20 protein-coding genes are annotated in these 21,330 nt (G+C 60.2%); 10 read left to right on the plus strand and 10 right to left on the minus strand.

Annotated features, from left to right (window positions below):
- Window positions 1–17: 17 nt before the first annotated feature.
- The 6 genes from THALAR_RS11170 (at window position 18) to THALAR_RS11195 (ending at window position 7,590) form a co-directional block, all read left to right on the plus strand.
- A complete protein-coding gene (locus THALAR_RS11170) occupies window positions 18–1,280 on the plus strand; it encodes a DNA cytosine methyltransferase (protein ID WP_021101665.1) in 1,263 nt (420 codons plus the stop codon).
- Between the two features lie 55 nt (window positions 1,281–1,335).
- Window positions 1,336–2,652, plus strand: coding sequence for an HNH endonuclease (locus THALAR_RS11175; RefSeq protein ID WP_021101666.1), 1,317 nt, complete (start codon window positions 1,336–1,338; stop codon window positions 2,650–2,652).
- 103 nt (window positions 2,653–2,755) lie between these two features.
- A complete protein-coding gene (locus tag THALAR_RS11180) occupies window positions 2,756–3,601 on the plus strand; it encodes a hypothetical protein (RefSeq protein ID WP_021101667.1) in 846 nt (281 codons plus the stop codon).
- Between the two features lie 487 nt (window positions 3,602–4,088).
- Window positions 4,089–5,438 (plus strand): oxygen-independent coproporphyrinogen III oxidase, encoded by a 1,350-nt coding sequence (hemN, locus tag THALAR_RS11185; protein WP_021101668.1) that lies wholly within the window; start codon window positions 4,089–4,091, stop codon window positions 5,436–5,438.
- 155 nt (window positions 5,439–5,593) lie between these two features.
- Window positions 5,594–6,007: an NUDIX hydrolase gene (locus THALAR_RS11190; protein WP_211264801.1), complete on the plus strand. Its 414-nt coding sequence runs from the start codon at window positions 5,594–5,596 to the stop codon at window positions 6,005–6,007.
- A 95-nt stretch (window positions 6,008–6,102) separates the two neighbouring features.
- On the plus strand, window positions 6,103–7,590 hold the full coding sequence (locus THALAR_RS11195; RefSeq protein WP_021101670.1) for an inorganic phosphate transporter: 1,488 nt from the start codon (window positions 6,103–6,105) through the stop codon (window positions 7,588–7,590).
- A gap of 3 nt (window positions 7,591–7,593) precedes the next feature.
- Here THALAR_RS11195 and THALAR_RS11200 read toward each other — a convergent pair whose 3' ends face one another.
- The 4 genes from THALAR_RS11200 to THALAR_RS11215 all read right to left on the minus strand — a co-directional run bounded on the left by THALAR_RS11200 (window position 7,594) and on the right by THALAR_RS11215 (window position 11,284).
- A complete protein-coding gene (locus tag THALAR_RS11200; protein WP_040818422.1) occupies window positions 7,594–8,607 on the minus strand; it encodes a 5-oxoprolinase subunit C family protein in 1,014 nt (337 codons plus the stop codon).
- Entirely contained in the window at window positions 8,604–9,260 is a 657-nt protein-coding gene (locus THALAR_RS11205) for a 5-oxoprolinase subunit B family protein (protein ID WP_021101672.1), read from the minus strand. The genes THALAR_RS11200 and THALAR_RS11205 overlap by 4 nt, the downstream gene beginning before the upstream one ends.
- Complete coding sequence (locus THALAR_RS11210) at window positions 9,257–10,024, minus strand: LamB/YcsF family protein (RefSeq protein ID WP_021101673.1); 768 nt, start codon at window positions 10,022–10,024, stop codon at window positions 9,257–9,259. The genes THALAR_RS11205 and THALAR_RS11210 overlap by 4 nt, the downstream gene beginning before the upstream one ends.
- Before the next feature lie 66 nt (window positions 10,025–10,090).
- Window positions 10,091–11,284: an ROK family transcriptional regulator gene (locus THALAR_RS11215; protein WP_021101674.1), complete on the minus strand. Its 1,194-nt coding sequence runs from the start codon at window positions 11,282–11,284 to the stop codon at window positions 10,091–10,093.
- A 176-nt stretch (window positions 11,285–11,460) separates the two neighbouring features.
- Between THALAR_RS11215 and THALAR_RS11220 the strand changes: the two genes are divergently transcribed.
- The 4 genes from THALAR_RS11220 to THALAR_RS11235 all read left to right on the plus strand — a co-directional run bounded on the left by THALAR_RS11220 (window position 11,461) and on the right by THALAR_RS11235 (window position 14,974).
- Window positions 11,461–12,480 (plus strand): sugar ABC transporter substrate-binding protein, encoded by a 1,020-nt coding sequence (locus tag THALAR_RS11220; protein WP_021101675.1) that lies wholly within the window; start codon window positions 11,461–11,463, stop codon window positions 12,478–12,480.
- A gap of 66 nt (window positions 12,481–12,546) precedes the next feature.
- On the plus strand, window positions 12,547–13,587 hold the full coding sequence (locus THALAR_RS11225; protein ID WP_021101676.1) for an ABC transporter permease: 1,041 nt from the start codon (window positions 12,547–12,549) through the stop codon (window positions 13,585–13,587).
- Window positions 13,587–14,363, plus strand: a complete 777-nt coding sequence (locus THALAR_RS11230) for an ATP-binding cassette domain-containing protein (RefSeq protein ID WP_021101677.1) — start codon at window positions 13,587–13,589, stop codon at window positions 14,361–14,363. The genes THALAR_RS11225 and THALAR_RS11230 overlap by 1 nt, the downstream gene beginning before the upstream one ends.
- Entirely contained in the window at window positions 14,360–14,974 is a 615-nt protein-coding gene (locus tag THALAR_RS11235) for an AAA family ATPase (RefSeq protein WP_021101678.1), read from the plus strand. The genes THALAR_RS11230 and THALAR_RS11235 overlap by 4 nt, the downstream gene beginning before the upstream one ends.
- On the opposite strand, the gene THALAR_RS11240 is transcribed toward THALAR_RS11235, so the two are convergent.
- From THALAR_RS11240 to THALAR_RS11265, 6 genes are read right to left on the minus strand one after another with little or no spacing between them, the layout of a single operon-like run.
- Complete coding sequence (locus THALAR_RS11240) at window positions 14,971–16,014, minus strand: succinylglutamate desuccinylase/aspartoacylase family protein (RefSeq protein ID WP_021101679.1); 1,044 nt, start codon at window positions 16,012–16,014, stop codon at window positions 14,971–14,973. The two genes, THALAR_RS11235 and THALAR_RS11240, sit on opposite strands and share 4 nt — an antisense overlap.
- Window positions 16,011–17,654 (minus strand): AMP-binding protein, encoded by a 1,644-nt coding sequence (locus THALAR_RS11245; protein WP_021101680.1) that lies wholly within the window; start codon window positions 17,652–17,654, stop codon window positions 16,011–16,013. Before THALAR_RS11245 ends, THALAR_RS11240 begins: the two co-directional genes overlap by 4 nt.
- 57 nt (window positions 17,655–17,711) lie before the next feature.
- Window positions 17,712–18,155: a D-aminoacyl-tRNA deacylase gene (dtd, locus tag THALAR_RS11250; RefSeq protein ID WP_021101681.1), complete on the minus strand. Its 444-nt coding sequence runs from the start codon at window positions 18,153–18,155 to the stop codon at window positions 17,712–17,714.
- Window positions 18,152–19,072, minus strand: coding sequence for a carbohydrate kinase family protein (locus THALAR_RS11255; protein WP_021101682.1), 921 nt, complete (start codon window positions 19,070–19,072; stop codon window positions 18,152–18,154). The genes dtd and THALAR_RS11255 overlap by 4 nt, the downstream gene beginning before the upstream one ends.
- A gap of 11 nt (window positions 19,073–19,083) precedes the next feature.
- Window positions 19,084–20,193 carry a hypothetical protein gene (locus tag THALAR_RS11260; RefSeq protein ID WP_021101683.1) on the minus strand — a complete coding sequence of 370 codons (1,110 nt, stop codon included), beginning with the start codon at window positions 20,191–20,193 and terminating at the stop codon, window positions 19,084–19,086.
- A 12-nt stretch (window positions 20,194–20,205) separates the two neighbouring features.
- The gene (locus tag THALAR_RS11265) at window positions 20,206–21,321 is read right to left on the minus strand and encodes an SPFH domain-containing protein (protein ID WP_021101684.1); all 1,116 of its coding nucleotides are present in this window, start codon (window positions 21,319–21,321) and stop codon (window positions 20,206–20,208) included.
- Window positions 21,322–21,330 lie beyond the last annotated feature (9 nt).

Genomic DNA, 21,330 nt, shown 5'->3' on the forward strand with positions numbered 1-21,330 from the left:
GTAGCGAAAGTGGTGGTATGAACGTAGAAGTGGCAACGGATCGCCACTCTTCCGAAGCCGATACGGCGCATTCGGAATGGTGGCGGGGTTTCTTACGGGGAGATCATCTTTGGGATGATCCCACCAAGAAGCAATTGTCGGTTGTCGATTTGTTCTGCGGTTCCGGTGGCTTCGGATTGGGGGCAGCCCTTGCAGCCAGCTGCTTCGATAGCCGTGCCGTTTTCCACGCAATCGCCGACGCGGACGTTTCCGCGATGGAGGTCTATGGCCGGTCCTTGCCGGTAAGAAAGAAAATCGCCGACTCTCTCGCGACGATCGTGGACTACTCGGTCTATGAAATGGGTGATACCGCCGAGTTCGACTATCCCCCGGAAATAATTCAACATGACCTCGCCGTGGAGGTGGGAAAGACGGACCTGCTTATCGCAGGGCCGCCATGCCAAGGGCATTCAAACTTAAACAATCATACGCGTCGAAATGATCCTAGGAACGACTTGTTGGTCGCGACGGCGGCGATCGCGGTCGCTCTAGAGGCGAAGGCCATTGTCATTGAGAACGTTCCGGGCGTGGTTCGTTCCCACAGCGACGTCGTCGAACTCGCGCGTCGTCTGCTGACTTCAGAGGGCTATGCTGTGGCCGATCGTGTCCTTAGGATGGACGATCTGGGCGGATGGCAGACCCGCGCGCGATATTTCATGATCGCAGTCAAAGGCGCCGAGCAAGGGCTCTTGCAGGATACTCTGACCCACTTGGCGACTGAAGGTTCTGGAACATGTTTCTCGAAAAGGGAGCCACTTGATGTTCTTTGGGCAATCGCTGACCTTGAGAACAGCGGGGGCAATTCGGTTTTCGACACGTCGCCGGTCCAGGGGCCTGAGAACATTCGGCGGATAGACTTCCTCTTCGACGAGGGTATCTACGATCTCCCAAACAGCGAACGCCCCGACTGCCACAAAGATGGAACGACTTACACGTCGGTCTATGGTCGAATGCACCCTGACCGGCCCGCACCGACGATCACGACCGGCATCGGTACACCTGGTCAAGGAAGGTTCATCCACCCGACCCGGCGTCGCCTGATTACGCCGCATGAAGCCGCTCGTATTCAGTCCTTTCCCGATGGCTACGGCTTCATGGGGGGAGATGGCGAGACGCCTCGAAAAGCATTGGCGAAATGGATCGGTGACGCAGTGCCTCCCTACCTCGGCATGTCAGCCGTTTGTGCGGCTCTGTCGGTCTTGACGGGCGCTGCTCCCAAGGTTCCTTGGGAAGCTGGATAGCGAAATCCGGCACCCCCCAACGCCGTCTCGACGCCATTCAAGAGGGTACACGCCCGTGACGAAGGAAATCGACGACCTCCGCGAATACCTGCGCAATTACCTCGGCGGTCATTCGTCCGTGGATAAGGTAACACCCAAGAGCGGTAACTCCGACGAGGTGCATCTTGCAGTCTATCGGACGCGGAACGGCAAACCGATTGGTGTCGAGTTCGACAAGGAGACGCTGCAAATCATCTGGGTTCGCGCTGCAGACACGATTACTGTCGCCTCACCAGATGTGAAGGTGACCAAGAAGAACTGGAATGGGATAGAGTGGAAGAGCGCGGACGATAAAGGCGCAAATAGTAATCTTGGCGGATACGAAGACTTCGTCGGCCATGACCTTGTGCGCTTTGGCGTCAAGTCGAAGAACGCGGCGCATGAGATCCTTGACCAACTGTTCGAAGGTCGCACGACGCGCCGCTATTTCCTGAAGGTGAACGGTGAGTTGCATTGTCCAAAGAGCATTTGCCGCCCCGCTGCCTCTTCTGACTGGGACGGTGGCGAAGTGCTCATCCCCGACAGCGGTCCCATCTACGCGGTCGAAGGATCTCGCCCGAACGCGCCAGAGATTCAACAAGGTGACGAACTCTGGATCTGGACGCACGAAGACGACGAGTTTGGTCGCGGTTGGGGTCTGACGGCAAAGGCAACGGCAGGTCCGCAACGAAAACAGGATAACTTCATCGCGATCACCTTGCGGGACGTTGAACGACTGCCGCGCCCCTTCGGTCTGCGTGATCTCGGTGATGGCGAGACGGGCAGTCGTCTTCTCAATCACACGAGGGCGCACCGCCATCATCAGGCATATCTGATCGAAGATGATGACTATGCGGACTTTCGGAAGGTCGTTGACGCAAAGTCCCACGAGTTGCCCGAAGACATTCGCCAGAGTTACGCCCAAGGTTGGGAACGTGAAGTCCTGACCCATAAAGACGACCTGCTGGCGGGATTACAGGACCGAAAGACCTCGACACAGAAGGCACGATCGGGTCAGGCGCAGTTCAGGGACGCGCTGATGAAGCGATACATGGGGCGGTGCGTCATAACGAGATGCGCCATCTCAGAAGCGTTGGAGGCGGCGCATATCATGCCACACACCGGCGATCCGAAATGGGACCATCCCGACAACGGGATGCTGCTTCGTCGCGACCTGCACTCGCTGTTCGATGCGATGCTTTGGAGCATCGATCCAAAGAACAACAGAATGCGCATGGCGGAGCGTTTGAAGACGACGACCTATGGCAAACTCGACGGGCGCGAGATCGATCATCAGGTCGCACCGGCATTGCTCGAAGTTCATTTCAGGCAGTTCAAGAAGGGTAACGTATGACGGCGACCAGTTTCACCTTCGCGGATCGGATCGAAACGGAGACCCGCGCCGGTTCAAGCGCCGCCGACCAACTTCTCGACGCGTTTCAAGTGGAGATGAGCGCGTGAGTGCAGGAGTGGTTGAGTTCTCTGAGCAACGCCACCTGAACGATCTGAAAAGCGTTCAGGGTCAGTTGACCCTTTCCAACATCATGACGCCGCGCCACGAGTTCATATGCTGCACTGCCAATGAACCCGCGCAAGGTGTTATGGAACGTATTCCGGCAGTCTTTGATGCTGTTCCCGTAATCGACTCCACGGACGCGACAGATACATCTGCCCCGATTATCGGTCTTCTTCATCGCGACCACATTCCGTTCAGGAACAAGAGCATTCGTGCCGCTGACTGCGCTGACGCATCTGCGATCACCCAAGCGCATCCTTCGAACCGCAACCTTCTTGTCTATATTCATGATCTGAGCGGTCATCCGGTCGAGTTCGTTCAAGAAGATGGTCAAATTGTCGGTCTGGTGACGCCATATGACCTTGAACGCCTTCCCGTGAGAACCGCTCTGTTCGCCCAGATCATCAATGTTGAACGGTTGATAGGCGACCTGATACGCGAACGCTTTCCTGACACCGTTGAATGGGAAAGGTTGATCTCGCCCAACCTTCGCAGCGAGTTACAAACAGGTCTGGCGCGCGCCCGTGGCGCAGAGAGTTCCGGTCATGCAATTCTCTCCGTTGGTTTCGGTGTGAAACTCGACCTACTTGCCCATTGTTTCGAGGGGGCGCGGAATAAGTCTTGGGCTCTTCAAGAGCGCCACGAAATCAGGATCTTTCGTAACAACGTCGCCCACGGAGCACCGTTCCCGGATGTGATGCAATTGCCCGGGCAAGTTCGAAACCTGATCCGACTACGCATTCTCATTTCAGGTCGTATTGCTAAACTCAAAGGTCAGGATTCATGACTGAAACCCACACCACCGCAGACATTCAGCAAGAGAAGGTTTTCTGGGTGTATCCTGGCCGCTGCCTCAAGCTGCTTACTCCTTTCACTATCTGAAGAAGCAGGCCTCCGAGATCACATGCGCGGCGCCGTTGAACTCTTCGAAAAAGTGGGACACAAATCCGAAAAAATCCAATTAACATGGTGAAAGAAAAAAGTCTCACCGCCTCGTAACTTATTACAATAAAAACAAGAGGTTATGTCGCCCCTGGGCACCATTTTTCAAAAGCTGTAAGTTTGGCGGGCCGGTTGCTACGGTCTGAACGTTTGCAGCTATGTGTTTTGATCTCTGCCGGTTTGACCGATGGCGAGTTTCCGTCGCAGCAGCGTCCTCACAAAACTACTTGAAGTGTGATCTTGATCAAAGTTCAGCTTTCCGTTTTGTCTCAGAAAAGGGTCAACTGCGGCATACTCGATTTGCCGCTTGCCAGATGAAAAGCGAAACAGTCATGACCGACCCGATGAAGACCTACATGAGCCGGAATGTTCCGCGCTACACAAGTTACCCAACCGCGCCGCATTTCTCCAAAGACGTCGGTGCGCGCGAATACGCTGCCTGGTTGGCCGAGCTTTCCCCGGACGATCCGGTGTCGCTCTACCTGCACGTGCCCTATTGCCGCGAGTTGTGCTGGTATTGCGGTTGCAACATGAAGCTGGCCAAGAAAGACGCCCCCGTGGCGCAATACGCTGCCACGTTGACCCAAGAAATTGCGGTTCTGGCAGCCCATCTTCCAGAGCGGATGAAAGTGTCGCATCTCGCATGGGGTGGTGGCACGCCGACAGCGCTTAAACCGGACGATTTGGAACGGGCGATGAACGAAGTGCGCGCTCGGTTTGATATCATTGACGGCGCAGAGCTTGCGATTGAAAGCGATCCGCGGACGCTGACCTCCGAAATGATCACGCGGATCGGGCAACTCGGCTTCACCCGTGCCAGCTTCGGCGTGCAGGAATTCGACCCCAAGGTACAAAAGGCGATCAACCGGATCCAACCCCCCGACATGGTGCGCCGCTCGGTCGACGGTTTGCGCGAGGCAGGCGTAAATAGCATCAACTTCGATTTGATCTACGGGCTGCCCCATCAAACGGTGGAGACGCTGCTTGAAACGATCGGCCTGTGCGCCGAGATGCGCCCCGACCGGATCGCACTTTTCGGATATGCACACGTTCCATGGATGGCCAAGAAGCAACGACTGATTGACGAGGCCGCGTTGCCGGGGCCTGAGGCGCGTCTGGCGCAGGCGCAGGCGGCGGCAGAGGCGTTGGTAAATGCGGGATATGTGGCCATCGGTCTGGACCACTTCGCACTTCCGGACGACGCCATGGCGCAGGCTGCCGCTAACGGGACCCTGCGGCGCAACTTCCAAGGCTACACCACCGACCGTGCCGAGACGATGCTGGGCGTTGGTGTCACATCCATCGGGCGCACGCCGTCGGGTTATTTCCAGAACATTGCGGAGACCGGCGCATGGGCGCGTGCGGTCGAAGCGGGGGAGCTTCCGGTAGGCAAGGGGGTCGCGTTCAAGGATCAGGACGCCTTGCGCGGGCATGTCATCGAGCGGCTCATGTGCATCGGCGAGGTCGATCTGGACGACGCAGGACGCTGCTTTGACGCCCCCCGACACTGGTATGCTGAGCATGAGGCGGAACTGATCGTTTTGCAGGCCGACGGCCTGATCACGCGACAAGGTGGCAAATTGAAGGTGACGGAGCGCGGCATGCAGGTTGTTCGTGTCGTTGCCTCGGCGTTTGACGCCTATTTCTCGTCGAGCCCCGCACGACACGCGGTCGCTGTCTAAGAGCCGGAGCGGCAATGATCTGTCGGCTTGTGGGCCGCTGATTTGCAATTTTGCACTGTTTTCCCTATCTTAGGGGAAACAACCAAAAAAATTGCTTGAGCGGTTTCACCTTGATCAAACTTGTCCAGAATTTCTGGGGCAGTTTCCTGTCCCCCATGTTGCGGCGTCCAAAGCGGCTGCAAGTCGCAGCGCTCTGCTATCGCGGTCGCGGCGCTGACCGCGAAGTGCTGCTTGTGACCAGTCGTGACAGCGGGCGCTGGATCATTCCGAAAGGGTGGCCCATTCGCGGCCTGAGTTCCCCCGAAGCCGCCATGCAGGAGGCCTGGGAGGAGGCTGGCGTCTCCAAGGGACGCATGAACCCCAAGTCGATCGGTACGTACTCCTACGACAAGACACTTCGCTCCGGCCTGCCCGTGCCGGTCGAGACGTTGGTCTATCCGCTGGCGGTCGATGATCTGGCCGAAGACTTTCCCGAATCCCATGAACGCCGACGACGTTGGGTCAGCCCCGCGGACGCCGCCGGGATGGTGCGGGAGAGCGAGCTCAAGACCATATTGCGCGAGTGGTGAAGCGCTGCGGAGCTTTTACCAAAGACTGAATCCTGACGCTTGATTTCACCTGCGGTTTGGGTGACTACTCCCCCAAAATTAAACGGGGACGGATAATGGCGGAAGAACCACAAGGCGATGCTCGCCATCTGGAGACGCTAGATCGCGATCTGGATCGCTATTCAAGTCTGGAGATGGCGACAAGCTATGTGTCGCGGCCAATGGTCGGGCCAGGCATCGCCTTTGTGTTCATCATGATGGCCGGTATGTTTGCCGCCATGCTGTTCGGTCAGGCGAACAACTCCATCATCGTCATCGTCGCGGCCTGTTTCGGGGCGTATATGGCCCTCAACATCGGCGCCAATGACGTCGCAAACAACATGGGGCCTGCTGTTGGTGCAAATGCACTGAGCATGGGTGGAGCCATCGCCATTGCCATCGTTTTCGAGAGCGCAGGGGCACTGATCGCGGGCGGGGACGTGGTGTCTACCATCGCCAAGGGTATCATCGCGCCGGAAAGCATGGGGGACGCGCAAACGTTTATGTGGGCCATGCTCGCGGCTCTGTTATCCGCCGCGCTGTGGGTCAATCTTGCGACTTGGGTTGGCGCACCTGTATCGACCACGCACTCGGTTGTGGGTGGTGTGATGGGGGCGGGTATCGCCTCGGCGGGCCTTGCGGCGGTAAGCTGGTCGACGATGGGGGCAATTGCCGCCAGTTGGGTTATTTCACCGCTGTTGGGTGGCCTTATTGCCGCCGGCTTCTTGTGGCTAATCAAGTCCCGCATCATCTACCGCGACGACAAGATTGCGGCTGCGCGTAAATGGGTGCCTGTGCTGGTTGGAATCATGGCAGGCGCGTTTTCCGCCTATCTGGCCCTTAAGGGCCTGAAGAAGCTGGTCAAGATCGACATGTCCATGGCGCTGCTGATCGGCTTGGCCATCGGTGTCGTAACATGGGCGATCATGATCCCGACAATTCGCAAGCAGTCCGAAGGGCTGGAGAACCGCAACAAGTCGCTGAAGGTTCTATTCGGAATCCCGCTCGTCGTGTCGGCGGCACTTCTGAGCTTTGCCCACGGTGCAAATGACGTCGCCAACGCGGTTGGCCCGCTGGCCGCAATCGTGCAGGCGTCGCAATCGGGCGATTTCACCCATGCGGTGAATATTCCGTTGTGGGTCATGATCATCGGCGCATTCGGAATTTCCTTCGGCTTGTTCCTGTTCGGTCCCAAGCTGATCCGGATGGTCGGTAGCCAGATCACCAAACTTAACCCTATGCGCGCCTATTGCGTGGCCCTGTCGGCGGCAATCACCGTTATTGTTGCCAGTTGGTTGGGGCTACCCGTCAGCTCCACCCACATCGCGGTGGGTGGCGTGTTTGGCGTGGGCTTTTTCCGCGAGTGGGACGCGGAGCGCCGGATCAAGAATGCCCGTCTGGCAATGCCTGACCGGCCGAGTGTTGCCCCGGAAGAGCGCCGCCGCCGCAAACTGGTGCGCCGTTCGCATTTCATGACGATCATTGCCGCATGGGTGATTACCGTTCCGGCAGCTGCGATCCTGTCCGGCGTGATCTTCCTGGGAATTCACGCGATCATGACTTAAGGACTAGGTTTCGTCTCCCTTCACGACACCGCCTATGAGGTTCTCTCGCAACAACCGCTCGTTCAGGCTGGGGCGCGGCTTCGCAATCTCCTCAAGGTAGGCGCGGCGCGCCTGCGCTTGCGCCCGCGTCAAAGCCACCGCCTGCGCTGCGTCCACTGCCGTGAAACGAAGGCTGTCCTTCGCCCGCATCTGTGCCAGGCGGTCAACGTCGTGCGACAGTACGGTGGCGATCTTGGGATAGCCGCCGGTCGTCTGATGGTCCGCCAACAACACCGTTGGAACACCGTCCCCCGCCACCTGGACCGAGCCACGCAGCACGGGTTCCGACGGGATGGATAAGGCCTCTGAGAGTTCCAGCCGCTCACCCTTCAGGCGAACCCCCATCCGGTCAAACGCGTCTGTCAACTCGAACGGAGTGCTCAGAAATGACTCCACAGATGATGGTGCGAAGTGCTGATCTTGCGGGCCGATGACAACGTGAACGGTTCCATCCGGCTTGGCGAAGGCAGGGCAGGGCAGGTCACCGATGCGATCCTCACGAATCTGAGCCTCTGATATATCGATCAGGTCGCCACTGCGCAGCGTGCCACCGCCAAATCCTGACATAGAATGCGTCGCCGTGTGGCCCAGCCATTTGTCAGCCTCTATGGTTCCGGCGAAGGCGAGGTAGGCCCAGCTTCCCCACGCTCCGCCACGGATGGCAAGCGTTTCGCCTGCATGCAGCGTGCGCACGGTCCAGCCACTGGATTTGACGCCTGCGCCGTCGATGGTGAACCCGCCTCCGGCAACGGCAAACGTAACTTCACCCTCGCGGCATTCCAGCACCAACCCGCCCAGTGACACCTCGATCCCTGTGGCACCCGTAGGCTGGCCCAATGCGGTGTTGGCAACGGCCAGCCCGAAACGATCCATCGGGCCTGACGCCGACACGCCGAACCGCATATGTCCGGGACGCCCGCCGTCCTGAAAGGATACCAGTGGCCCTGCATGGCTCACGCGAAGACGGACGCGGCTCATAGCGCCTCGCGGCGGATGCGTTTGAACGAGACGGTATCGCCCACCTCGAACAAAAACGGACGGTTGGGATCTCCGGTCATGATGCGGGCGGACGACTGCCCGATAATCGACCATCCGGTCGGCATTTTGATGGTCGTCACAAGGCATTGGGGTCCGGCGATCATCACGCTGCCAGCCGGAATATCGCGCACCGGAGCGGATTTGCGTGGCACCTGAATATCGCGCGGCACGCCTGCCAGATAGGCATAGCCAGGCGCGAACCCGTACATGCCCACACGGTACGTCGCGGCGCAATGGGCGTTAATCACCGCCTCCGCGCTCATGTCGCAGGCTTTTGCGACCGCGGCCAAATCGGGGGCATCTTCGTAGCAGACCTCAAGAGTATGGTGAGCCGCTTCGGCGTCGCTTGCTGGGCTCACTGGCAGCAACGCGCGGATCGCTGCCTCGACTTGCACGTGGTCGGTTTGAAGCGGGTCAAACACCGCCAGCAGATTGACCAGCGCGGGAACGACCTCCTGCACGCCCGCGATTTCAGCGGCGGCAATCGCATGGTCCAGCGCAATGACGGTTCGGTTTATCTCGTCGTCGATCTCGGTGCCGTATTCCACCAGCAGGGCGCAATCGGCCACGGGTTTGAATGTGGGAGCGTTCATCGGGCGATAAACCCGTTGATCGTCACAGAGGCGTCGGTCAATCGCTTCCGGATTGTCCGGGCCATGGCCACGGCCCCGTCACTGTCGCCATGCACGCAGATTGACTGCGCGTTCAATTCTATCGGATCACCGTCGATCACCGGCATCAACCCGCTGTCCAGAAACGCAAGAAGCCGGTCGGCGGCCTTATCCGGGTCGTGGATCATCGCGCCATCCTGCCCGCGCGGCACAAGCTGGCCGCTGGACAGATACCCCCTGTCGGCGAAGATCTCCGAATAGACAGGAACGCCCGCGTCCCGCGCGGCGTGTTCTAGCTGCATCCCTGAAATGGCGAGGATCGACAGACGGGTATCCAACCGCCGCACAGCGTCCACTACGGCATCCGCCACGTCGCGGTCGGCAGCAGCCAGATTGCCAAGGGCGCCATGTGGCTTCACATAAGAAACCTCGGTGCCCGCGAGTGTGGCCAAGGCTTGTAGTGCGCCGATTTGCGCGGTGACCATGCGGCCGATCTCAGGTGGTGTCATCGGAATGATGCGCCTGCCGAAGCCCTCGCGGTCGTTATAACCCGGATGCGCGCCAATCGTAACGCCGTTTTCCTTGGCGAGTTGCAAGGTCTCGAACATTGTTTCGGGGTCGCTGGCATGACCGCCACAGGCGATGTTGGCACTGGAGACGATCGACAGCATCGACGCATCGTCGCCCATATTCCACGGCCCGAAGCTCTCGCCCAGATCGGAGTTAAGGTCGATGCTGCGTGACATGGCGGGTCCTCAATTCGTACAGGTTCTTCCGCAGATTAGAGGGTTTGCGATATTATGTAAGGGGGCTTAGAGCGACAACCCAGCGTTGGTATTGAGCAGGTATTGCGAAAATATGGGGCTGCACGCCGCCCCGATCTCGCGGGCTTTGCGGCCCATTTGCCCGGCTTCGACCTGAGGGGCGATCAGTCCGCGAATGTCTTGGGTGGATAGATAGCGCCGCGTCCTCTCGACAAGTGTTTCCTTCACATCGGGCGGCAGACTTCCGTCGATCAGGATCGCCTCAAAGTCGATCACGGCGCAGGTTGATAGCGCCGCCTTTGCCAGTTCCTGCGCGGTTTGCCTGATCCACGGCTCGACGTAACGGGCATAAGGGCTCCAGTCGTCGCTGTTCCACAATCCGCTTGGGTTAAGTCCGACCTCCAGCAGTCGGGCTTCAAGCAGATGGATGGAGGCAATGTCGATCAGTTGCCGGCTTTCACCGTTCGGGCCGACGCTGCGCAAGGAGCCTAAGGCCCCCGCATTGCCCTGATGGCCCTCGAACACTGAATGGTTCAACACAATGCCGCCGCCCACGAAGGCTGCGATGTAGAAATAAGCGTAGTCGCGGAATTCCTTGCCGCGCCCGTATACATGTTCGGCGCGGCAGGCAGCCGTGGCGTCATTGACCACAACTACGGGCAGGTCACTGAATTCGGCAATTTCCTCCTGAAAGCTGGTGCCTTTCCAACTGGCGAATTCTTCGGCAGAGGCTCCGACCATGTCGTGCCAGTTCCACAACTCGAAAGGCGCCGCGACGCCGATGCCGCACAGCCGTTCTTGCAGCGCAGGCTCAAGCTTGGAGGTCAATTCGTCAAACGCGCTTTCCAGAAATGCAAAGATTTCAGTAGGCAGGGGGTAGGGAAAGCTGGTCGAGACCTCGGCACGGACAACGCCGGTGAAGTCCATCAAGATAACCTTGGCACTACGTCTGCCAATGTTAACGCCCAGTGAAAACACACCGTCCGGCGCCAGGGCCATTGGCACCGATGGCTTGCCGACCTTGCCGCGCACCGGGGCACCGCGTGTCAGCAGTCCGTCCTTCTCCAGTTTACGTAAAATGACCGACACGGTCTGTGGCGACAGCCCCGCAATGCGCGCCAGATCGCTACCGGGCATAGCTCCGCCACGCTGCAACATCGACAGCAACAGGCGCTCGTTATAGTTGCGCAACCCGCTTTGGTTTGCGCCACCGCTGAGCGATCTGATCTTGGACCCATCCATGCTCTGGGACCCTGTTTGCGGCATCATCATCAAAAAGCATCGCACGCTGAATTAATAAATCAAGTTTATTTATTTATTGACCCAAGAATGCGAATCGCGTTTCCTTAGCGTCAGTTCCGCCGGGAGGGCGGGGTTCTGATCCGTTTGACGGACCACAACATGTCTGGGAGGACATCATGAAAAAACTACTTGCTACCTCGGCCGTCGCGCTGACCGCCCTGTCCGGCGCTGCACTTGCAGATAGCCACGCTGTTACGGCCTGCCTGATCACCAAAACCGACACCAACCCGTTTTTCGTAAAGATGAAGGAAGGCGCGGAGGCCAAAGCGGCTGAGCTTGGCATGACGCTGAAATCCTTTGCGGGCAAGGTTGATGGCGACCATGAAACGCAGGTCGCAGCAATCGAGACCTGCATCGCGGATGGTGCCAAGGGCATCCTGCTGACCGCCTCCGACACGTCCTCCATCGTGTCCTCGGTCCAGCAAGCCCGTGACGCGGGCCTCGTGGTGATCGCGCTCGACACGCCGCTGTCGCCGATTGACGCCGCCGACGCGACGTTCGCGACTGACAACTTTCTTGCAGGTGAACTGATCGGCCAATGGGCGGCCGCGACGTTGGGCGATGAGGCCGCGAACGCCAAAATCGCCATGCTCGACCTTGGCGTATCCCAGCCCACCGTAGGCGTGCTGCGCGATCAGGGCTTCTTGCAAGGCTTCGGTATTGACCTCGGCGACCCCAACAAATGGGGTGACGAAACCGACCCGCGCATCGTTGGCAATGACGTCACCGCAGGCAACGAAGAGGGTGGCCGCAAGGCGATGGAGAACCTTTTGGCGAAAGATCCCGAAATCAACGTGGTCTACACCATCAACGAGCCTGCCGCCGCGGGTGCCTATGAGGCGCTGAAAGCGTTTGGTCGTGAGAACGACGTGCTGATCGTGTCCGTCGATGGCGGCTGCCCCGGTGTGCAAAACGTCAAGGACGGCGTGATTGGCGCGACCTCGCAGCAGTATCCGCTGCAAATGGCGTCCAAAGGCGTCGAGGCGATTGCCGCATGGGCAAAGGATGGCACCAAGCCTGCGCCGACACCCGGCAAGGACTTCTTCGACACCGGCGTGTCGCTGGTCACTGATAAGCCCGCCGAAGGCGTTGAAAGCATCGACGTCGCCAAAGGCATGGAGCTATGCTGGGGTTAAGCCCACGACTAAACCAAAAGCAAGGGGCGGATCAAACCGCCCCTTCGTCTTCAACGGGAGGGAACGATGTCGAGCGCAGACACAGCAGATGACGGGGTCGCCAAATTCGTGCAGCCCAACAGGGGCTTTCTAGGAACTATCCAGCACTGGCTCCATGTCAATCCGGCACTGGTGCCGCTGATCGTCCTTGTGGCGTCCATCGTGGTCTTCGGGCTGCTCCTGGGCTCAAAATTCTTCTCGCCCTTCGCTCTGACGCTGATCCTTCAACAGGTGCAGATCGTCGGCATCGTCGCCGCCGCGCAGTCGCTGGTGATCCTGACCGCGGGTATCGACCTCAGCGTCGGAGCCATCGCGGTGATTTCCTCCGTTGTGATGGGGCAGTTTACCTTCCGCTACGGTCTGCCGGTGGAGATTTCCATCGCCTGCGGCCTGCTTTTTGGCACCGCCATTGGTGCTGTGAACGGCTGGCTGATCGCGGCCATGAAACTGCCGCCTTTCATCGTGACGCTGGGAATGTGGCAAATCGTGCTAGCCGCCAACTTTCTCTATTCCGCCAACGAGACGATCCGGTCTCAGGAGATCGCGGAAAACGCCGCGATGCTGCAACTGCTGGGCGCGAAGTTCAGTGTCGGCGGCGCGGTCTTCACCGTGGGTGTGCTGTTCATGGTGCTGCTGGTCCTCGTGCTGGCCTACGTTCTTCGCCACACCGCTTGGGGCCGCCACGTCTACGCCGTGGGCGACGATGCCGAAGCCGCAGAGCTATCCGGTGTGAATGTCAAAGGCACGATCATTTCCGTCTACGCCGTTGCGGGGCTGATCTGCGCCTTCGCTGGCTGGGCGTTGATCGGACGTATCGGGTCTGTGTCACCAACGTCCGGCCAGCTTCTCAACATCGAGAGCATCACCGCTGTGGTGATCGGGGGTATTTCGCTCTTCGGCGGGCGTGGCTCCATCCTCGGCACGTTCTTCGGCGCGCTGATCGTGGGGGTCTTCACCCTCGGCCTGCGCCTCATGGGCGCCGACGCGCAGTGGACCTATCTGCTGATTGGCGTGCTCATCATTGCGGCTGTGGCCGTGGACCAATGGATCAGAAAGGTGGCAGCGTAATGGAACCCATTCTCAAAGGACGCGGCCTCGTCAAACGCTATGGCAAGGTCACCGCACTCGACCATTGCGACTTCGACCTGATGCCGGGCGAAATTCTGGCGGTGATCGGGGATAACGGCGCGGGAAAATCCTCGCTGATCAAGGCGGTCTCGGGCGCGGTCGTGCCGGACGAGGGAGAGGTTTTTCTGGAAGGCCAGAAAATCCACTTCACGTCCCCCATCCAAGCGCGCGAGGCGGGGATCGAGACAGTCTACCAGACCCTCGCCATGTCGCCCGCCTTGTCGATCGCAGACAACATGTTCATGGGGCGCGAGTTACGCAAACCGGGCTTCATGGGCAAATGGCTCCGCCAATTGGATCGCGCGAAGATGGAGCGTCTTGCCCGCGAGAAACTGACCGAGCTTGGGCTGATGACGATTCAAAATATCAATCAAGCGGTCGAGACGCTGTCCGGTGGCCAACGGCAGGGTGTCGCCGTGGCCCGTGCTGCGGCCTTCGGCTCCAAGGTCATCATTCTCGACGAGCCGACCGCTGCCTTGGGGGTCAAGGAAAGCCGCAAGGTGCTGGAGCTTATTCAGGACGTGAAGTCGCGTGGCATTCCGATCATTCTGATCAGCCACAACATGCCCCATGTATTCGAGGTCGCCGACCGCATCCACGTCCACCGGTTGGGCAAGCGTCTTTGCGTCATCAACCCGAAGGACTACACAATGTCCGATGCGGTGGCCTTCATGACCGGCGCGAAGGAGGCTCCTGCACAAACGGAGGCCGCGTGACGCATCCGGTCCCGCCGGAGATTCTGGCGCTGATCAGCGATCTGCCTAAAACGCAAGGCCGTCGCCTGATCGCAGTTGCGGGCCCACCCGCCAGCGGCAAGTCGACACTGGCCGAACAACTCGCCGAAACCTTGCCGGATGCGGCGGTGGTGCCGATGGACGGCTTCCATCTCGACAACGACACCTTGGCGGAGCGCGGGCTTCTGGCCCGCAAAGGGGCGCCACAGACATTCGATGCGCAAGGCTTCGTGGCACTGGTCAGAAAGCTGCGAGAGCCGGTCGCTGTGTCCTACCCCACCTTTGATCGCAGCCGAGATTGCGTCGTGCCCGATGGCGGCAGCGTCGCGCCGGACTGCAAAACGGTGATCGTGGAAGGTAACTACCTGCTGCTGGACGCCGTCCCGTGGGACCAGTTGCGCGACCTGTGGGACGTCAGCTTCTTTCTTGATGTGCCTTTAACTGCACTACGCGAACGCCTGCTGCAACGCTGGCGCGACCACGGGTATTCGGAAGCGGACGCATTGGCGAAAGCGGAATCCAACGACCTGCCCAACGCGCAGGTGGTTTTGGAAAGCGCCAAGAACGCGACGCATATCGTCAAGGACGCCTAAATAATCTCGTCCTCGTCGAACAGCGGGTCTTCCTCCAGCTGCGTCGACAAATCCTCCACCGCTGTTTCTGCGCGGGCGTTTGAGACGACCTCCGCGATGTGATAAATCGCGTCGCCCTCGTTGACGATGGGCATGACTGCACGCCCCACGATGATGCCGTCGAAAGAGGCAAACAGCTCCACCTCGTTCTCGCCGAACGGGTCGGACACGGCGGCAAGCAATTCGCCGTCCTCGACCACGTCCCCCTCGCTCTTGAACGCGCGCAATAGTCCGCCCGCTGGGGCACGAACCCATTTTGAGGATTTGCACAGGATGGACGTAGCCTTCGCGGGGGCCACTGCCTTGCGCGGCAGCATTTCGCGGGTAGCCATCACGCGCAGAATACCTGCGACACCCGCACGCACATACATTTCGTCAAAACGTAGACCTTCGCCTGCCTCATAGAGCAGCACGTCGATGCCCCGATCCCGCGCTGCCCCTCGCAAAGACCCGTCACGCAAGGCAGAGGTCAAAATGACCGGTGCACCGAAGGATCGTGCCAGTGTCATCATCTCGGGCGCTGCGCCAGAGACGCGGATTTGCGGAAGGTTCGTGCGGTGGATCGCGGCGGAGTGCAGGTCGATCCCGAAGCTGCATCGCTCGACGACGCGGGTCATGAAGTCGTGGGCGAGCCGCGAGGCGAGCGACCCGGTGGGTGACCCCGGAAAGCATCGGTTCAGGTCGCGCCGGTCCGGCAGATAGCGCGAATGGTTGTGGAATCCGAACGCATTGACGATGGGGACCACCAGCAAGGTTCCCCGCAGCGACCCAAGTGCCTTGGTACGCAGCAGACGGCGCAGGATTTCCACACCGATGACCTCGTCCCCGTGGATGCCCGCCGACACGAACATGGTCGGCCCCTCCCGCTTGCCGTGGATCACATGCACCGACATGGTCACCGGCGTGTGGTCAGACAGGGTGGAAATCGGCAGGTTCACCGTCTGGCGCGTGCCTGCGGCGATCTCGACACCGCCGATCTTGTAAGGCGCGCGCTTGGTCATTCAGGGTCTACCTGCGCCAGATCGGCTATCATGACATCGCGCATGATGAATTTCTGGGGTTTTCCGGTGACGGTCATCGGTAGTTCTTCCTTGAAGTGGATATGCACCGGCAGCTTGTAATGCGCGATCTGGCCTTTGCAAAAGGCGCGAATGTCATCGGCGGTCACCTCGGCCCCGTCGCGCAACACCAGCCATGCGCAAACCACCTCGCCATAGGTGTCGTCGGGGATGCCAAAAACTTGCACCTGTGCCACGTCCGGGTGGGTAAACAGGAACTCCTCGATCTCGCGCGGGTAGATGTTCTCGCCGCCCCGGCAGATCATATCCTTGAGGCGTCCGGTGATCATCACGTAACCTTCGTCGTCCATCGTCGCCAGATCGCCCGTGTGCATCCAGCCGTCGCGCAGCACGTCGGAGGTTTTCGCCTCCTCCCCCCAATAGCCTTGCATGACGGAATAGCCATGGGTCAGCAGTTCGCCTTGCGTGCCAACGGGAACGGTCGCGCCGGTCTCGTCGACGATCCTCACCTCCACACGCGGATGGATACGGCCCACGGTGCCGACGCGTTTGTCGAGCGGGTCGTCAAGGCCGGACTGGAACGACACGGGCGAGGTTTCGGTCATACCATAGGCAATAGTCACCCCGGTCATGTGCATGTCACGCTGCACCCGTTTCATAACCTCGCGCGGGCAGGGGGCGCCCGCCATGATGCCAGTACGCAGGTGGCTGAGGTCGAAACGGTCGAACTCCGGCAGGGCCATTTCGTTGACGAACATTGTGGGCACGCCGTAAAGCGCGGTGCAGTTCTCGTCATGGACCGCCTGCAACGTGTCGCGGGGATCAAACCCTTCGCCGGGGATCACCATCGTGGCCCCATGCGCCACGCAACCGAGCGTCCCCATGACCATGCCGAAGCAGTGGTAAAACGGGACGGGGATGCACAGCCGGTCGTCTTGGGTGAAGGCCATGGTGGCGGTGGTGAAATAGGCGTTGTTGACGATGTTGCGATGTGTCAGGCAAGCGCCCTTTGGGCTGCCTGTCGTGCCAGAGGTGTACTGAATGTTAATTGTGTCGTGAGGGTCGAGCGTTGCACTGATCGCATCAAGCCGGTCGGTGTCATCGGACAGGATGTCATCGAAGGCCAGAAACCCGTCCGCCGCGTCGCCCATAGCGATGAGGTGGCGCAGGGACGCGGGGCGCGGATCAAGCGCGCGGACCATGGCGATGTAGTCTGACGACTTGAAGTTTTGCGCGGTGACCAGCGCGGCGCAACCGACCTTGTCCAGCGCGAAGGCCAACTCGGACTGCCGGTAGGCGGGATTGATGCAGACCAGAATGGCCCCGATGCGGGCGGTGGCGAACTGGGTCAGCAACCACTCCACGCGGTTGGGCGACCAGATGCCGACGCGGTCGCCCTTGCCAAGTCCGAGGTTCAGAAAACCGGCGGCGAGGCGGTCCACTTGGGCAGCAAATTCGGCGTAGGTCCAGCGGATGTTTTGTTGGGGGAAGATGCAGGCCTCGTGGTCGGGCAGACGCGCGACGGTGCGGGCCAGCAAGGCGGGGATCGTCAGTTCAAGCAGCGGCGTGTCGGTCGCGCCCTTTACATGGGATAGGCCGTCAATGGGGCGTCTGTCGGTCATGGCATTCTCCTCGCGTTTGCCGGAGCCTACGCATTTGCCGGGCTGCCGCCAATGCCCCTAATGTGCGTCGTCGAGCCAGATCGTGACAGGGCCGTCATTGGTCAGGCTCACGGCCATCTCCGCGCCGAATTCGCCTGTCTCTACCGTGATACCGAGCGCGCGCAGATCGCCCGTGAATTTTTCGTAGAGTGCGCGGCCCTCATCGGGCGGTGCGGCGGTGGAGAACCCCGGACGATTGCCGCTGCGTGTGTCGGCCGCCAGTGTGAACTGGCTGACCACAAGCGCCGCGCCGTCGGTATCCAGCAGTGAGCGGTTCATCTTGCCTGCGTCATCCTTGAAGATGCGCAGCTTGGCGATTTTGGCGGCCATACGGGTGGTCTGCTCCGGCGCGTCACCCGCCATTGCGCAGATCAGGATCAGCAGGCCGGGGCCGGTTTGGCCGATGGTCTGCCCGTCGACCGAGACAGACGCCTGACTGACCCGCTGGATCAGTGCTCTCACAGCTCATTCTCCCAAGGCGGGTTGGCACCCGCGCGGGAAACCGTGATTGCGGCGGTGCGGATGCCGAGCGACAGCGCGTCGTGCAGAACGTTTTGGGAAAGGTCAGCTAGTGTGGCCTTGTCGAGAGCGCCCGCCTTTTGCAGGCCCGCCAGAAAGCCCGCATTGAACGTGTCGCCTGCGCCGACCGTGTCCACGACTTCCACTTTGTTGGCAGCCACAAAAACCGTATGCGCGGCGGTATAACCCGTCGCGCCCTTAGCGCCTTCGGTTATCAGGACGACCTTGGTGCCGCGCGCGATTAGGTCTTGCGCTAGGTCGGCCAGATCGCCGTCGCCTTCCAGCCAGTGCATGTCCTCGTCGCTGAGCTTCACCACGTCTGAAAGCGCCATCATGTCCTTGACCCGCGCAACATAGGCGGCGCGGTCGGTAATAAAGGAGGGGCGGATATTGGGGTCGATCATGGTCACACGGGATGCAGCCTCGCGGGCCATGAGGGCTTGGAACGCGGTGCCACAAGGCTCCCCCACCAAGGAAATGCCGCCGAAGAAAAGGGCAGAAATGTCGTCCGGCAGTGCGGGCAGATCGGCCTCGGTCATCATCCGCATGGCGCTGTTTTCATCGTAGAACGTATAGGTGGCATGACCGTCCGTAAGGCGCACGAACGCGAGTGTCGTGGGCCGGTCGGAGCGGGGGGCAAGGGCGGAGGACACGCCTGCCTCTGCCAGTTTGGTTTCCAGCAACTCCCCGAAAAGGTCGGTGGAAAGGCCGCAGAAAAAGCCCGGCGCGGTGCCGAGCCGCCCCAGAGCGATGGCCGTGTTGAATACCGCACCTCCGGCATAGGGGGCAAAAGCGTGCTCGCCCCCGGCCGTCACACGGGGCAGCATGTCGATAAGGGCTTCGCCGCAGCACAGGATCATGTTTCGCGTCCTTATTGGTTCAGGGCCATTCCATAGCCAACCGCCAGTGCCACGATCAAGCCAACGATCACCGCAATCGCGATTTTGACGGAAGAGTATGGGCGTTCGCCCTTAACCGTACCGGTCTGGCCGTTGACCACAAAGCGGTAGGTGGTGCCGCGATATTTGTAGGCGGCCATCCAGACTGGCAGCAGGATGTGCTTGAAGGTCACATCCTTCACCGTGGTGTTGGCCGAGGTGATGCGCTGTTTGTCGCCGCCGATATCAAAGCGGATGTCGCGAGTGATCATCGCGTCCATCTTGGCGCGCGCCTCGATGAACCCCTGTTCCAGATCGACAGTGTAGCCTTCGGCGCGAAAGCCAGCGAGGTATTCGGGCGTATAGGGCGCCAGTCGCGACAAGTCCCACGGGGCAAGGGCGTCGGTATAGGCCTTGGGCAGCGAGGTTGACGCCAGCACCAGAACGTCGTCGAAAAACCGCGCGACGCGGCCACCGACGGCGGACCAGTGGGTCTTGGCGACCCGTTGCTGATGACGCTTGCCGTCACGCATAACGGTGCGGGTCTCGTAGTAAATCTTGCCGCGCTGACCGGTGTAGCTGGTCTTGGTGTCGGCGTCGTAGGTCCAGTAGGGGACGTAGATGCCGTCAAGTCTGCGGCCCTTGCGGGCGTATTCCTTCAGCCCATTGGGTGCGAACCAAAGCTTGCCAAGCCAATCGACCATGGCTTTCTGGGCGTCCCGTTCTGCGATCTCGAAGGGCAGGACTGCGCGGGGCTTGATATGACGGTGAGTGCCGGTGTCGGCCACCACGGGGGTTGCACAGAAAGGGCATTCGGCGGCGTGGGTGTCGGGATCAAACTCAACCTGCGCCCCGCAGTTGGGGCAGCGGGAGACGCGGGTCTCCTCCATCTCGGATTCGTCCAGCGCGCCTTTGCGGGCGCTTTGGAAATCCAGCTCCCTGATGGAGGAATGGACTGCCTCCAGCATCGGTTGGACATTTCCGCAATGGTCGCACTTCAACGCGTTGTCTTCTGGGTCGAAGCGCAGGTCGGAGCCGCAGGTGTCACAAGGAAACCTTTGCTCGAACTCGGGTGAGGTTTTGTCCAACGGGTTGGCGTTCATGGGCTGGTGAACTTACGCAGGTGGGGGCGGGGGTGGCGGCAGAATGGTGAACAACTGCGCCAGTTCCTGCACGTCCTCGGCACGCTTCCAGCCGTCCTGTCCTGCGGTCCAGACCTGGGTGTCGCGTGTCAGACTGCCATCGGCGGCCATCCGGCCCATGGAGGCTTTGGAAAACGGCCCCTTGGTCGCGCCATTCTCGGCGATATGCCAGACATGCTCGACCGGTGGCGGGGGTGGGGCGGCATGGGTCTGCGGGGCTTGACCCCACGGGCCGGAATGCCCCATCTGGCCTGCCATTGCCATGCCCAGTCCCGCACCGATGCCAGCGCCCATGCCACCACCGGCGGCACCTGTGTTGGACGCGGCGGCGGTCATCGCCTCGGCGGCGCTGTATTGGGTGAACTTGCCCAGATCACCGGCGATGCCCATGGAGGAGCGTTTATCAAGCGCTGCTTCAACAGCGGCGGGCAGGCTGATGTTTTCAATATAGAATTCCGGTATCGTCAGCCCATACTGTGCCACGATGGGCGATATGGCAGCAGCGATCAGTTTGCCCAGATCGCCGGTATTCGCGGCCATGTCGAGCGCGGGGATACCCGAGCTTGCAATCGCGCGGGAGAATTCTTGCACGATGATGTTGCGGATCTGGTAGCTGATTTCGTCCATAGTGAACTCGCCGTCGGTGCCGACGATTTCGCGCAGGAACACTGCCGGATCGGTGACGCGGACGGAGTAGGTGCCGAAGGCGCGGATGCGCAGAGGGCCGAATTCGGGATCGCGGAGCATGATCGGGTTCTTGGTGCCCCATTTCAGATCGTTGAAACGGGTGGTGTTGACGAAATAAATCTCGGACTTGAACGGCGATTTGAAGCCGTGATCCCAGTGGTTCAGCGTCGTCATGATCGGCATGTTGTTCGTCTCGAGCATATACAGGCCCGGCGTGAATACATCGGCCAGCTGGCCCTCATGCACAAAGACCGCTGCCTGACCCTCGCGCACGGTCAGCTTGGCGCCGTATTTGATCTCGTGGCCTTCACGCTCGAACCGCCAGACCATCGTGTCGCGAGTGTCGTCGGTCCAGTGGATGACGTCGATGAACTCGCCGGTCAGAAAATCGAAAATACCCATGTGGTCCTC

Origin of the sequence: Litoreibacter arenae DSM 19593 (assembly GCF_000442275.2) — a bacterium.
GTDB classification, from domain to species: domain Bacteria; phylum Pseudomonadota; class Alphaproteobacteria; order Rhodobacterales; family Rhodobacteraceae; genus Litoreibacter; species Litoreibacter arenae.

Bases quoted from the DNA above. Each gene is read 5' to 3' on its own strand.
- THALAR_RS11170 (WP_021101665.1), top strand. From the start codon at position 18: ATGAACGTAGAAGTGGCAACGGATCGCCACTCTTCCGAAGCCGATACG.
- hemN (WP_021101668.1), top strand. From the start codon at position 4,089: ATGACCGACCCGATGAAGACCTACATGAGCCGGAATGTTCCGCGCTAC.
- THALAR_RS11190 (WP_211264801.1), top strand. From the start codon at position 5,594: ATGTTGCGGCGTCCAAAGCGGCTGCAAGTCGCAGCGCTCTGCTATCGC.
- THALAR_RS11195 (WP_021101670.1), top strand. From the start codon at position 6,103: ATGGCGGAAGAACCACAAGGCGATGCTCGCCATCTGGAGACGCTAGAT.
- THALAR_RS11200 (WP_040818422.1), bottom strand. From the start codon at position 8,607: ATGAGCCGCGTCCGTCTTCGCGTGAGCCATGCAGGGCCACTGGTATCC.
- THALAR_RS11205 (WP_021101672.1), bottom strand. From the start codon at position 9,260: ATGAACGCTCCCACATTCAAACCCGTGGCCGATTGCGCCCTGCTGGTG.
- THALAR_RS11210 (WP_021101673.1), bottom strand. From the start codon at position 10,024: ATGTCACGCAGCATCGACCTTAACTCCGATCTGGGCGAGAGCTTCGGG.
- THALAR_RS11215 (WP_021101674.1), bottom strand. From the start codon at position 11,284: ATGGATGGGTCCAAGATCAGATCGCTCAGCGGTGGCGCAAACCAAAGC.
- THALAR_RS11220 (WP_021101675.1), top strand. From the start codon at position 11,461: ATGAAAAAACTACTTGCTACCTCGGCCGTCGCGCTGACCGCCCTGTCC.
- THALAR_RS11225 (WP_021101676.1), top strand. From the start codon at position 12,547: ATGTCGAGCGCAGACACAGCAGATGACGGGGTCGCCAAATTCGTGCAG.
- THALAR_RS11230 (WP_021101677.1), top strand. From the start codon at position 13,587: ATGGAACCCATTCTCAAAGGACGCGGCCTCGTCAAACGCTATGGCAAG.
- THALAR_RS11240 (WP_021101679.1), bottom strand. From the start codon at position 16,014: ATGACCAAGCGCGCGCCTTACAAGATCGGCGGTGTCGAGATCGCCGCA.
- THALAR_RS11245 (WP_021101680.1), bottom strand. From the start codon at position 17,654: ATGACCGACAGACGCCCCATTGACGGCCTATCCCATGTAAAGGGCGCG.
- THALAR_RS11255 (WP_021101682.1), bottom strand. From the start codon at position 19,072: ATGATCCTGTGCTGCGGCGAAGCCCTTATCGACATGCTGCCCCGTGTG.
- THALAR_RS11260 (WP_021101683.1), bottom strand. From the start codon at position 20,193: ATGAACGCCAACCCGTTGGACAAAACCTCACCCGAGTTCGAGCAAAGG.
- THALAR_RS11265 (WP_021101684.1), bottom strand. From the start codon at position 21,321: ATGGGTATTTTCGATTTTCTGACCGGCGAGTTCATCGACGTCATCCAC.